General features: G+C 54.3%; 12 protein-coding genes and 4 pseudogenes. 7 read left to right on the forward strand and 9 right to left on the reverse strand.

Annotated elements, in window-relative coordinates; genetic code table 11:
- On the reverse strand, positions 1-314 hold a 314-nt coding region (locus BLO51_RS16465), incomplete at its 3' end, for a helix-turn-helix domain-containing protein (RefSeq protein ID WP_143006903.1).
- A gap of 280 nt (positions 315-594) precedes the next feature.
- Here BLO51_RS16465 and BLO51_RS16470 point away from each other — a divergent pair.
- Positions 595-1,542: an iron-hydroxamate ABC transporter substrate-binding protein gene (locus BLO51_RS16470; RefSeq protein ID WP_090673634.1), complete on the forward strand. Its 948-nt coding sequence runs from the start codon at positions 595-597 to the stop codon at positions 1,540-1,542.
- 300 nt (positions 1,543-1,842) lie between these two features.
- On the opposite strand, the gene BLO51_RS16475 is transcribed toward BLO51_RS16470, so the two are convergent.
- Entirely contained in the window at positions 1,843-3,210 is a 1,368-nt protein-coding gene (locus BLO51_RS16475; protein WP_090673636.1) for a sodium-dependent transporter, read from the reverse strand.
- A 244-nt stretch (positions 3,211-3,454) separates the two neighbouring features.
- Here BLO51_RS16475 and BLO51_RS16480 point away from each other — a divergent pair, with 244 nt between their 5' ends.
- Positions 3,455-3,679, forward strand: a complete 225-nt coding sequence (locus BLO51_RS16480) for a PspC domain-containing protein (RefSeq protein ID WP_090673638.1) — start codon at positions 3,455-3,457, stop codon at positions 3,677-3,679.
- Between the two features lie 44 nt (positions 3,680-3,723).
- On the forward strand, positions 3,724-4,308 hold the full coding sequence (locus tag BLO51_RS16485) for a PspA/IM30 family protein (RefSeq protein ID WP_090673642.1): 585 nt from the start codon (positions 3,724-3,726) through the stop codon (positions 4,306-4,308).
- A gap of 57 nt (positions 4,309-4,365) precedes the next feature.
- On the opposite strand, the gene BLO51_RS16490 is transcribed toward BLO51_RS16485, so the two are convergent.
- From BLO51_RS16490 to BLO51_RS16500, 3 genes and pseudogenes are all read right to left on the reverse strand, one after another.
- Positions 4,366-4,992, reverse strand: coding sequence for a TVP38/TMEM64 family protein (locus BLO51_RS16490; protein WP_090673644.1), 627 nt, complete (start codon positions 4,990-4,992; stop codon positions 4,366-4,368).
- Between the two features lie 46 nt (positions 4,993-5,038).
- Positions 5,039-5,353, reverse strand: coding sequence for an MGMT family protein (locus tag BLO51_RS16495; RefSeq protein ID WP_090673645.1), 315 nt, complete (start codon positions 5,351-5,353; stop codon positions 5,039-5,041).
- 12 nt (positions 5,354-5,365) lie between these two features.
- Positions 5,366-5,588, reverse strand: a pseudogene (locus BLO51_RS16500) (DNA-3-methyladenine glycosylase); the annotation flags it as partial.
- Between the two features lie 255 nt (positions 5,589-5,843).
- Here BLO51_RS16500 and BLO51_RS16505 point away from each other — a divergent pair.
- Entirely contained in the window at positions 5,844-6,149 is a 306-nt protein-coding gene (locus BLO51_RS16505) for a ferritin-like domain-containing protein (RefSeq protein ID WP_090673647.1), read from the forward strand.
- Between the two features lie 24 nt (positions 6,150-6,173).
- Positions 6,174-6,518 carry a spore coat protein gene (locus BLO51_RS16510; RefSeq protein WP_090673649.1) on the forward strand — a complete coding sequence of 115 codons (345 nt, stop codon included), beginning with the start codon at positions 6,174-6,176 and terminating at the stop codon, positions 6,516-6,518.
- Positions 6,519-6,576: 58 nt separating this feature from the next.
- On the opposite strand, the pseudogene BLO51_RS16515 reads toward BLO51_RS16510, so the two are convergent.
- Positions 6,577-7,454: pseudogene (locus BLO51_RS16515) on the reverse strand (LysR family transcriptional regulator).
- 129 nt (positions 7,455-7,583) lie between these two features.
- Here BLO51_RS16515 and BLO51_RS16520 point away from each other — a divergent pair.
- The gene (locus tag BLO51_RS16520; RefSeq protein WP_090673650.1) at positions 7,584-8,324 is read left to right on the forward strand and encodes an SDR family NAD(P)-dependent oxidoreductase; all 741 of its coding nucleotides are present in this window, start codon (positions 7,584-7,586) and stop codon (positions 8,322-8,324) included.
- A gap of 62 nt (positions 8,325-8,386) precedes the next feature.
- On the opposite strand, the pseudogene BLO51_RS30390 reads toward BLO51_RS16520, so the two are convergent.
- The 3 genes and pseudogenes from BLO51_RS30390 to BLO51_RS16535 form a co-directional block, all read right to left on the reverse strand.
- Positions 8,387-8,538: pseudogene (locus BLO51_RS30390) on the reverse strand (EVE domain-containing protein); the annotation flags it as partial.
- Between the two features lie 39 nt (positions 8,539-8,577).
- Positions 8,578-9,108: a DinB family protein gene (locus BLO51_RS16530; protein ID WP_090673652.1), complete on the reverse strand. Its 531-nt coding sequence runs from the start codon at positions 9,106-9,108 to the stop codon at positions 8,578-8,580.
- Between the two features lie 65 nt (positions 9,109-9,173).
- Positions 9,174-10,119 (reverse strand): annotated as a pseudogene (locus BLO51_RS16535) (helix-turn-helix transcriptional regulator).
- Positions 10,120-10,402: 283 nt separating this feature from the next.
- Here BLO51_RS16535 and BLO51_RS16540 point away from each other — a divergent pair.
- Positions 10,403-12,211: a cadherin-like beta sandwich domain-containing protein gene (locus BLO51_RS16540; RefSeq protein WP_090673653.1), complete on the forward strand. Its 1,809-nt coding sequence runs from the start codon at positions 10,403-10,405 to the stop codon at positions 12,209-12,211.
- Positions 12,212-12,263 lie beyond the last annotated feature (52 nt).

Here is a 12,263-nt window from a genome sequence, read left to right on the forward strand (position 1 = left end):
CGTTTGCTCTTGAAACGAGGCGGATCGTTTTGCTTTCGAAAGAAGCGACCAAACGCATCTGCCAGGCTGCGAACGGCGGATTGCAAAGCAATGCTGTCCACTTCCTTGAGCCAAGGCCATTCCTTTTTCAACGCTGGCAGCCCGTTTGCACAGGTCTGGTAAGACAAGCCTCTGCCTGTTTCTTGGAAGGTGTCGTTCCATCTCACAAGGAAGTGGTTAAAGACAAAGCGAGCGCATCCAAACATCTGATGGATCAGCGTCGTTTGCTCCTCCGTAGGGTAGATGCGAAAGCGAAAAGCTTTATGATGCAACATGCGAGACTTATCTCCTTTGGTGATTTCACGACAATTATAGAACATATGTTCGCATGCGTATACAAGAGATGCTGATTCATCTCCCCCTTATCGAAGAGGGAGTCTTCTCAGCCTTAACGATAAAAATTTGTACCAGAAAATTTCAAGCCGGATTTCTACGATGCAGAAATCCGGCTTCTATAATAAAGGTGGTACCAGCATTTGTAATGAACTGTACCAATTCAATAGATACCCATTATCAATGCTTGTTTTCTGCAATCCAACACAAGGAGAACTGAACATGAATAAGAAGCTGTTAATCCCCATCATCCTGCTGTTGATGGTCATATCCAGCGCATGCGGCAGCCAAGCCAATAATAAGGAGAGCGCATATACTAAAAATGCCGCTGCACCGGCGGCAGACTCCAAGGAGTCTGGAAAGGTAACGTATCAGTCTGAATTGGGTCCTGTGGAGGTTCCGGCGAATCCGCAGCGGATTGTAGCCTTGACGAATGCGCCGAATGTGCTCGCGCTCGGCGGAGCACTGGTCGGAGTGGATCAATGGACGCAAAAGAATCCTTTGTTTACGAAGAAGCTGGAGGGTATTGAGGACGTATCGGACGAGAACTTGGAGAAAATCACAGCGCTGAACCCGGATCTGATCATTATGGGCACACAAATGAAAAATAACGCTGAGCTAAGTAAAATTGCGCCTACCGTTGCTTATACGTGGGGCAAGCGGGATTATTTGGCACAACAACTAGAGATCGGAAAGCTGCTTAACAAAGAAAAGGAAGCGCAAGCGTGGATCGACGATTTCAAGCAGCGTGCGGAAGCGGCAGGCAAGGAAATCAAATCCAGGCTCGGCGATAACATCACCGTATCGGTGCTTGAGACGGATACGAAAACCTTTTATGTATTTGGGGATAAGTGGGCGCGCGGCACAGAAATCCTGTATCAAGCGATGGGGTTGCGTATGCCAGAGAGTGTCAAGAAAGATGCGCTTGGGCCCGGCTACCATATGCTATCTCAAGAAGTTCTGCCGGAATATGCAGGCGATTACATTGTTATTAGCAGAGACCTGGAGGGTGATAAATCGTTCATGGATTCGGAACTATGGAGGAGTATCCCGGCCGTCAAGAACAACCGTATCATTGAGATCGACACTAAAGCCTCTACCTATAGTGATCCGATAACACTTGAGCATTTGCTGGGTATTTTCAAGAAAGGCTTCCTTGGTAAAGAGTAGCCCGCCGAAAACTACAAGACGTTGAAATCTTTAGAGGGCACCTTTATGCGGGTGTCCTTCTACTTTGTTAAGAAACAGAGCTCAGGAGTTATCGTTTATTCACCCGCACCAACGTCTACATAACGATTCGTATCCATAAGAATCGCCTCTGTTAAGTTCTGCTAGCAGTAAAATATCAATACTGCCTTTCATCATTTCCTTGTCCATAGTACTCCCTCTAATTTGTTACTCTAAATTTCTCGACAGCCTGAGGAGAGCAGACGCCCTCCTCTTCTTTGTTTGTATAACACCCTTCCCGTCCTAAAAGGACAGCAGGCCGACGGAATACAGGAACACCAGAATGATCATAATCGGCGCTACGACCTTCAGCAGGAACATCCAAGCGCGGTACCAGAAGCCGTTTAGACCCGCTTCTTCCCCAGCCAATTTCCACGCGTAGCCGGTAAATAGCGTAACGACCAGGCCGCCGATCGGCATAAGCACGTAAGCCGTCACAAAATCAACCCAATCGAAGATCGACTTTCCGCCGGGAGTGAAGGACCCGAGCACACCACCGACCGAGAGAGCGGACGGGATACCAAGCACAAAGCATGCGACGGAAATGAGGATGGCCGCCTTCTTTCGGGTCCAGCCCCAGCGGTGCATCGCATACGCGACCGGAACCTCCAGGATGGAGACGGCCGAAGTCAGGGCGGCGATTGCGAGCAGCAGGAAGAACAACCCTCCGAAAACGGCACCCAGCGGCATCTGGGCAAATGCAGCAGGAAGCGCCATAAACGCCAGCCCCACGCCTTCGCCGGGCTTCAGTCCGTAAGAGAACACGGTCGGGAAAATAACAAGCCCGGCAATAAAAGCGTATACCAGATCCCCGAAGCCGATCGCCAGCGTCGCGGTGCCGAGGGACTGCCTCTTGTCGACATACGATCCGTACGTGAGCATGCAGCCCATCCCAAGCGACAACGAGAAGAAAGCATGCCCTAATGCAATGAGAGCGGACTCCGCATCCAATTTGGAGAAATCCGGTTCGAGGAAAAACCGTACCCCTTCGCCGGAGCCCGGAAGCGTAAGCGAGCGGAACATCAGCACCAGCAAAATGATCAGGAAGCCCGGGATCAAAATCTTATTGAACTTCTCGATCCCCCCGGAGACGCCCCTCGCAATAACCCAGCCGCTGAGGATGATGACGACGGCTTGCCAGAACACGGGCCAGTACCCGGCCGCGAACGTGACGAACTTGGCTTTATAATCTGTGCCTTGCTGGTACAACAATCCTGTAAACGATTCCACAGTATAATGCAGCGTCCACCCGGCAACGACGGCGTAGTAGGTCATGATCAAAAAAGCGGTAAAGACGGACAAAAATCCGAAGTAGCCCCATATCTTTTTGTTGGTCAGCTTGTAGAAAGAAAGCGAAGCGTTCGCCCGGCCACCCCGCCCAATCGTCATCTCAGCGAGCAGCACCGGCAGCCCTACGATGATCAAACAAACAATAAATAACAGAAAAAATGCGGCTCCCCCATGCTTCCCCGTAATGTAAGGAAACTTCCACATGTTGCCGAGCCCCACCGAGCTCCCGATCGCGGCTAGAATGAAGCCGCTTGACGTAAACCTCTCCCCCTTTTCCCCCTTGGCTTTAGGAACGTTTTCAGAATCTTGATCGTTTCTCATATTCTTACTCCCCAACTTTTATAGGATAGCACTAGTATAAACAAATTACGGTCATTATCTAAAGGAAAAATTTTACATTATCTCGACTTAGGTAGAATATCTTCCCCTCCTTAAGTCCAGTTCAAAAACCGCCACAGGTCGGTTTTCGCGAAAACGCGAGTGGACTACAATAAAGACATGAAGCAAGCGCAAACCAAACAACGAATGAAAACGAAAGATATATATTTTGAAAGGAGCATGTTTTATGAACAAAAAATTATACCGCTCTCGCAGCAACAGCAGACTGACCGGCCTTTGCGGAGGCCTCGCGCAATATTTCGGCCTGGACGCGACGCTCGTTCGCCTGCTGGTCGTCATCGCCGCCTTCTGCAGCTTAGGCACCGTCACGCTGATCTATTTTGTCCTCAGCCTGCTTGTCCCGAAAGCGCCTTACGACGACTACGCTGTCAACTCTTATCCTAACTACTAATCTACGCCAAACGATAAAATACAACAAAAGGAGCATGAACAATTATGGGAGTTTTAACCCGACTGTCCGATCTATCGAGAGCCGCCGCACACGAGGCGCTGAGCAAGTTGGAGGACCCGGTAATGATGCTGAATCATTACCTCCGCACCATGAAAGAGGAAATCGACGCGGTCCAGCGGACGCTGAACAAGCAGTCCGGCGCGGAACGGTCGCTGAAAATGCAAATCGAAGCCTATAATCGACTGGCCGCCCAATGCGAGAAAAATGCGGCTGAAGCGATGGCCGCTGGTCGCGAAGCGGAAGCCCGCCAAGCGGTCGAAGCGAAGCTGCATTATCTGGACAAGTCGCTGGAATGCTCGGAGTGGTACGAAGCCACCAAGCAGCGCTTGGAAGAGCTCTCGCAGCAGCTGGAGGAAACGAAAGCGGCCTATGCGGCCATGCAGGAGAAGCGCACGGAGCTTGTTGCCCGCGCTCAGAAAGTGGAAGCCCTAATCAAACCTTCGGCGCCCCGCTTCCTGTACAGCTTCGAGGGCGGCGCAGCCGTTCGCGGCTTCGAGCGGATCGAAGAAAGAATTATGCAGTCGGAAGCGCTGGCTGAGCTTACCCGCCGGCCTGCCGCTCAGCGGTAAGTTTCGTTTATAGACCAACAAAAGAGAGGGCCGCAACGCAAGCGGCGCCTCTCTTTTTTATGCCTCCCGGTTGCTCTTGCTTCGCTTCCATTGCCGATAGACCAATAGCGTGACCGCGAGAAAGCCCCCGTAAATGGCAATGGTGAGCGCTACCGTTCCCGGCTCCGACATCAAAGTATTGCCCACGAATGCGAACAAGAGCATCGCCGGGATTTTGCCCAATGCGGACGCCACAGCATAAGCCCCAAAGGAAACACGGCTCAAAGCGGAATACGCATTGATGATAATGGACGGAATAAAAGGAACGAGCCTTGCGAAAAGGATGGTCAGAAAGGCGTTCCGCTCGAACAGAACGGTGAGCTTGCTGAGACGTTCGTAGCGGTACAGCATCCGCTCGCCCCATTCCTGATACCCGTAACGGACAAATAAAAACATGAGGATCGAAGCCGCCGTCGAACCCGTCCATGTGATCGCCGTACCGAGCACCGGCCCGAATGCCGCGCCAATGAACCCGCCGACAACCGGATAGGGGATGACCGGAAACAAGGCCATAGCCGTTGCCGCAACGATGACCAGAGCCATATGGTTGGGGGCTTGAAACCACGCCACGATCTCTTCGCCGTACTTATAAATGAGATAAGCCGCGACGGTGTAGAGGAGGGCTAAGCTTATTTTTTTGAACATGAACCTTCTCCCGTGAATGACATGATGATCTGTGCCGCCAAAGCCGTCATTCGCCATGCGGAATAAAGCGCCACCGGTCCAAGTCCAGTTGTCCGCTGTCGTCGACCTCGACGCCTTCGTCCCGCAGATACAGCATTTGGAGCATGCGGCCTTCCTCCTGCCGGACCGCAATTTCTCCTCGGGCATTGACCACCCGGTGCCAGGGCAGCCCATATTTGCCGCTTGATGAATGAAGAATGCGCACGACTTGTCTGGCGCCTCTCGGACTGCCGGCCAGCCCGGCGATTTGACCGTAAGTCATCACCTGTCCTTCCGGAATCCCTTGAATGATCTCGAGGACCCGCTTCGTAAAAGGGGTCATCCGCTACCTCCTCTACTTCGAGACAAACCGGTTGCCGCCGATCCAAAAGCGCCATGGATAATCACGGGCCTCGCCGCTGTTCTCGATCCCGATCCGGGTACCGGTCTCCACCGGCGTGAACGCTTTTCCTTCGGCGATATAGAGCGGCGATTCGAAGAGCGGCCTTCCTAAACATCGTAATGCCGAGCGCTTTCGTCAGCTTCCCCGGGCCGCTGGTCAGCTCCCGCTCCTTCTTATCCCATGCACCTCACATCATGGAATCAACCGGCCGATGTCTCCTTAAAGTCAAATGTTAATGGAAATGCCTCCTTGAAGCAAGTTCATCGCGAAAAGAACGCCCCGCTCCCCCAAGTGTCGTCCCAAAATCGGAGCCGCGTCCGGGCAAGCCCGGATCGACTTGATCGGTTCTCCATTTTCCGCCAAGCATATTTGGCCCTGAATGGCTCACTCTATACCATGTACGCCAATTGACCCGAAAAGGAGTGATCTTATGCCAGCGACGATGACCCCTCCCGCTCAGCAAACGCAGCCGCCGATTCCCGTTCCGCCGCGCGTGATTACAACGAAAGATTTGCTCTACCTTAAGGATGCGCTGTCTTGGGAGCTCTCGGCTTTTAAGAAATTCCACTTTTTTGCACAGCAGGCGACCAACCCGCAAATCAAGCAAGCGCTCGACAAAGCCGGCCAGATGCATCAGCGTCATTATGAAAAGCTGCTTACGCATCTGCGAGTGAACAACACCGCCGCGATGGCCAACCTGCCCCGCCCGCAGCAGTCACAACAGGCGTCCCAATAATTCCAAGTAAGGAGGATACAGCCGATGCCAGGCCAACAAGCCCAGAACCCTAACGAAATTGCCAACCCGCAAACCGGACAGCTGCCGCAGGTCAAAGGACCGGAGATGAACGACCGCGACTTCCTCAACGACGGACTGGCCACATGCAAATTGTTGACCGACAACTTCAACGTGGCAGTCCGCGAGGCCAGCCACGAGCAGCTTCATGCCGATATGCTCCAGATTTTGACGGAAACGCATCAAAGCGCCCGCGATCTGTTTAACCTGATGTTTCAGAACGGATGGTATAAGCTGGAGGCCGAGGAGCAGCAGAAGCTTCAGCAAGCGCAACAGCAGTTCAGCGGGTATTCCTCGCAGTTTCCTTACTAACGTTTACCGGATGAGTCAGGAAAGCTCCTGCCTTTTGCGGCGGGAGCTTGATGTTTGTTTACCGGAGCTCTTGCTTGAGAAATTGATACAGCTTCGCCCCCGCCAGCTTCAAAGGATATTCCGACGTTTGCAGAGCAAGCCGAAGGTCATCTCGATGAGATCGCCGCTTATGGTCCGCGCCGTCGTTCCTTCCGGCAGCGAATCGATCGTAATCTTCGGCACAAGCGCAATGCCTAATCCGCTAGCTACATAATATTTCAAGGCTGTCATGCTGCCGATTTCCATCGTGTTCCATGGCATGCCTCCAGCATCCTGCATGACCATCTCCAGCTTCCGCCGATACGGACAGGTGGTTGAAGTGAGGAGCAGCGGATACTCCCGGATCTGATCCGGCTCGACGATCTCCTGCTTCGCCAACGGGTGGTCTTCAGGCATCAAAACGAGAAACGGCTCCTTGAACAAAGGTTCGAAGTAGAGTTCGGCTCCCAGATCCGGCGCGGAGCAAAGGGCCAAGTCGATGTCGCCTTGAAGAAGCCGCTCGCTCAGCGCCGGCGTACCCGCGAACTCCACCGCAATGCGAACCTTCGGATAGAGGGTTAGAAACTTCTTCAAAACGGCCGGCAGCCGGTAGCTTGCCGTCGGTTCCGTCACGCCCAAACGAAGGCTTCCCGCCATCCCCCATTGCAGCTCGGACATATTTTGCTGTACCCGCTCCATATCTCTGAAGATAGGCAGGCTTTGCTCATAGAGCAGTCGGCCCGCCTCGGTTAATCGGATTTTCTTCCCGCGTTCGATCAGTTGAACGCCCAAGTCGGATTCCAGCTTTTGCATCTGCATCGTGACGGTAGACTGGGCATAATTCATTTCTTCAGCGGCGCGGATGAAGCTGCCGTTATGCACGATCGCCTGAAAAGTTTTTAGCATTTTTAGGTCCATTTTCATCCCTCGGGTTATTGAATTCACTTTTTATGAATTTATTGTTCACTTCATTCAATTATACAGAATGAAGTTCCTGACGTACAATTAGCTTATAGCAAGCGGCGAAAGATAAGGAGGGCATTTCCGATGAATTTGCGTAGTAAAGTAGCGCTGGTGACGGGCGGAGGTACGGGGATCGGCAGAGCGGCTTGTTTTGCTTTGGCGGAACGGGGGGCGAGCGTCATCGTGAATTATTCCCGGTCCGCTGCCGACGCGGAAGCAACAGCTCAGAGCATCAGGGACAAGGGCGGTCAAGCCGTGGCTATACGAGCCGACATCTCCCAAGACCGGGAAGTGCGGCATATGGTCGATCAGGCGGTCGGGCAATTCGGGACGGTGGATGTGCTCGTGAATAATGCCGGGATGACCCGCCATATTCCGATGGAGGACCTGGAAGCGGCAACGGACGAGGTATGGGACGAGCTCTACGACGTTAACGTGAAGGGGATGTTTTTCTGCGCGAGAGCCGTGGCTCCTTTCATGAAAAGCAACAAGCAGGGGGCCATCGTGAATGTAGGCAGCATCGCCGGGATAACCGGGTTAGGCTCTTCGCTTCCGTATGCCGTGTCCAAAGCAGCCGTTCACGGCCTGACGAAATCGTTGGCACGCGCTCTGGCGCCGTATATCCGCGTCTCCTGCATCGTTCCCGGAGCCGTCGCGACCCGATGGTGGGAAGGCAAGGAAGAGCAAATGAAGCGGCTGGCCCCGCAGCTATTGCTGCAGCGCATTTCCACGCCCGAGGATATTGCCCGCATGATCTGCGCCGCCTTGGAGCAGGAGGCCATGACAGGCCAGATCATTACGGTGGACAGCGGACAGACGCTGTAGTGGGAGCCCGGTGTGAGGGCCCGCGGCTCTTTGGGGGTTGGCCGCGCCCTGTCCCGTAGAGCCATAAGCCAGTCGCCGGGGCGCATCCTCCGGAGCGGCGCAGACTTGCCATGGCACAGCTAGCGAACCCGCCCTGCACGCCCCGGCTTACATGGGAAGCAGAAACGACGCCGATCCAGTAGCGCTCTTGCCCAGGTACCGATTGGTCCGGCATCTGGTGATCCCTCCTGTTCACTCTCGCCGCATTTAAGCGTTAGGCGAGAGCTTGTTTCAAACGGTCCTTCTGCAGAAGATGGTGGCGGTAATGCATTTCGACGAGCCTGAACCATTCTTCAGCGGTCAGTCCCCCAAAGCGGGGATGGGCGACGGTATGGTGCAGCGGCGCGTTTTCCAGCTTTGGTGCGATTTCGTTCATTCGGCGCACGACGGATTTCAATCCTTCGACAAGCTGCTCTTTGCTTTCAGGCTGCTGAGGCGTGTATTGCGGTGAAGGTGGCACCTGGATGCGCACCGGCGGCAAGCTTCCTTGCTCGAATATAGCCGCCCCCACCTCCGTCTTTTCGCCTGCGGATACGGCCTCATTTCCATCTGGCGTCAGGCAGCGCTCCGCATTGGCAAGCTGCATGTACAATGCGGCGTTAATCAAATGCTGAACCATTTGTCCGAGCGACCATTCGTTCTCCCCCGGCTGCCGCTTCAACTGTTCCATACTGAAGCCTTCCAGCTCCAGAATATAATGCTCCGTAATTTCCTCAAAACCCCGCAAAATTTCCGTTGTATTCATAGCTTATCCCAGCTCCTTATCATCATCTGCTCTTACTATACAAAAACGCTACTGACAACAGTATGTCAGTAGCGCTTCAACATCTTCTCGGCTTCTTCCCGGACCCGGATCTTTAGCGCCTCCGGCTCCAGCACCACGGCATTCGCTCCCCAGCCGAGCACCCAATGCAGCAGCTCCTCGGGCTGCCGGGCGCGAAACGTGATGACCAAGCCTTCCTCCCGATCCTCGAAGGCTTCCAGGTAAAAGCTGCACGTCCTTCACTCGATCCGCGATCGCCGGACTTGCCAGAATACGCACCCGGACGTTCCGGTCATCCACAGGCAAATAATCCTGCAATTGAAAATCCGGAGGAAGCGAGAACGGGTCCTCCAGAGAGGTCAGGCCGCTCATTCGGGACAACCGGAAATGACGCAGCTCATGACGCAGCTCGCAGTGCGCCAGCAAGATCCAGGTGCCGCGAACAAGGATGAGACCGTAAGGGGCGGCCGTGCGGTCGCTATGACGGTTCCCGTCCACCTCCGGCCTGTTTTTGGAGTAATGGAATCTGACCTTCCTTCGCTCCAATATCGCCTGCCGCAGAGCTTCCAAATATTGTTTCTCCCGCCCGCTGATCGGCGCGTCACCCGCAGCCAGCAGCCGCATAATCGCGCGGACCCGGGACGCCTCATGGCTAATGCTCTCCGGCAAGACAGCTTCGATCTTGCCCCGGGCACTCTGCGCCTTCGCGCCGTATCCGGTATCGAACTTCTGTTCGACGAAGTCCGTTCCGATCAGCAGCGCCACCGCTTCTTCCACCGTAAAGCTCACCGGAGGCAGGAAATACCCCTCCATCAAGGAATAGCCCTGCCCCGGAGCGCCCACAACCGGAACCCCCGCCTCGCTAAGCGCTTGAATGTCCCGGTAGATGGTCCGCGTGCTCGTCTCGAAGCGGGCCGCCAAATCCTCCGCCCGCAACACCCCTTTGCGCTGCAATTCGATGACGATGGCTAACAAACGATCCGTCTTGTTCATCTCGGCCGCGTCCTCTCCTATAGGATCGAATGCTATCGAAAGCTATTATTGCTCTACTGCTCATAGTATTACAATAACCGCATGAAAAATATAAGACTTTCACAGCAATGTTAAACAGATTTTTACTATTCATTCTCCTGCATTTGATGCTAGACTTAAACATAAGAATCCTAGCGCGTCATAGCATGGAAACCTACTGCTTTCCCAAGCATTCGAAACGTGGCAACGAGAATGCCATACATTTTTTTACAATGGCGGTTATCATCATGAAGGAGGACGTTTTGTGCGAATCGCAAAGCTTTTGATGTTCGTTTTTACGGCCATGATGTTTATTGTTGTTTTCCCTTGGCAGACGCAGGCGGCGGTTAGCGATGCAGATGTCGATCTGACGAGCATGCATCAGGGTGCAGGGGCGCTCTCGCCCGATTTTTCCCCGTCCGTGACGGAATATTGGCTAAAGATGCGCAGCTCCGAACAAGGCTTCTACACGGCCGCCATCCCTGCGAATTCCAAGGCCACGATGGCGTACTCGATGAACGGAAGCGCTTGGATCACACTGCCCCTAAATACGTCGACCGGCCATATCCCGACGAACCGGGGAGAGAACACGTTTTATATCAAAGTCACCTCGGCCGATTCATCCACGATCAAATCGTATAAGATCCATGTGTATTTCCCGGCGACGAACGATGCGAATTTGAGCAATTTGCATGTAAACGGAGCGGCGTTAATCCCGCCTTTCCAGTCTACGACAACGAATTACACGGTAAGCGTGCCTTACGCGACGAGCAGCCTATCGCTCACCGGGGTATTGAACGACCCCGCCGCCACCTTCCTGATCAACGGAACGGCGGTAGCCGACAGAGCCGCATTCGGCCCCATTCCTTTGAACGTCGGAGGCAATACGATCACCGTGCAGACTACATCGTACGATAAAACGGCCAATAAAACGTATACGATATCGGTCGTGCGGGCTGCGCCCGGCACGAATGCGCAGCTGAGCGCCTTAACTGTATCCGGGAGCACGTTAAGTCCGCTTTTCCAACCGCTTCATATGGGATATGTTCTGGCGGATGTCCCGTACTCCACGTCCAGCTTGGCGGTCACGCCCGTGTTATCCGATGCGAACGCCTCCGCCGTCTACGTTCGCGCCAACGGAGGAAGCTACATACAGGCAGTAAGCGGCTCTCCGGTTACCCTGCCTCTGACGGTGGGCAGCAATAAGCTGGAGATCAAGGTATTGGCTGAGGACCCGTCCGTGGAAAAAATATATACGCTCAGCGTAACGAGACTAAAAAATAGCGACGCGAGCTTGTCCGGCTTATCCGTTTCGCCCGGACACCTTGACTTCTCCAGCCAGGTGACGGACTATTCCGTGACGGTGAGCCGCTCTGTCCCATCGATCACGGTGAAGCCCGTCCTGCCGGAGGGCAACCCGGTCGCTAAGATTCAGGTCCGCGTCAACGGCGGCAGTTACGTTTCCGTTCAGAGCGGCATGGATAGTCCGACTCTGCCTTTGATCTCCGGCGTACCGAATGTCATCGAAGTGCTGGTGACCGCACAGGACGGGACGCCCCGGCTGTACACCATTCGCGTGACTCAAGCCGGAACGCCGGTGCTAAGGAAGCTGATCATGGACGGAATGAAGGTGCGGCTGACCTTCTCCGAGCCGCTGCGGTCCGTCGCGGATGCGACCTACTTCAGCGTCACCAATATGAGCCGCAACGCCGCGCTGTCGGTAACCGATGTCGTCTACACGCCGGGAGCCGCTGAAGCAGGCTTCACCACGAGCGGCCTGCTTCAGCCGGGGGATGATCTGGAATTCCGTATCCGGGCCGGCGCAGTAAGCAGCTTTAGCGGGGAGACGAACGCGGCCGTAAGCCTCAAGGTAGTCTACGGAGACGCTATCCAGCAAATGCAGCGCAGACTGGCCGATCTCGATACCGACCGCGACGGGATTGGCATCCGTGAAGTTCTGGCGTATTTGAACTCGCCGTACGGGCACAATGACTTGAACGGAGACGGTCAATTTACCCGTGAAGATGTGGCGATCGTGTTGGGACAGATCGGGGCGAAATTCGTTTCGCCGTAGCAACCATAGAAAGCAGCCGTTTCCCGGCATCGGCGACGGCTGCTTCCTGCAT

The organism is Paenibacillus tianmuensis, assembly GCF_900100345.1.
Lineage (GTDB): Bacteria > Bacillota > Bacilli > Paenibacillales > NBRC-103111 > Paenibacillus_G > Paenibacillus_G tianmuensis.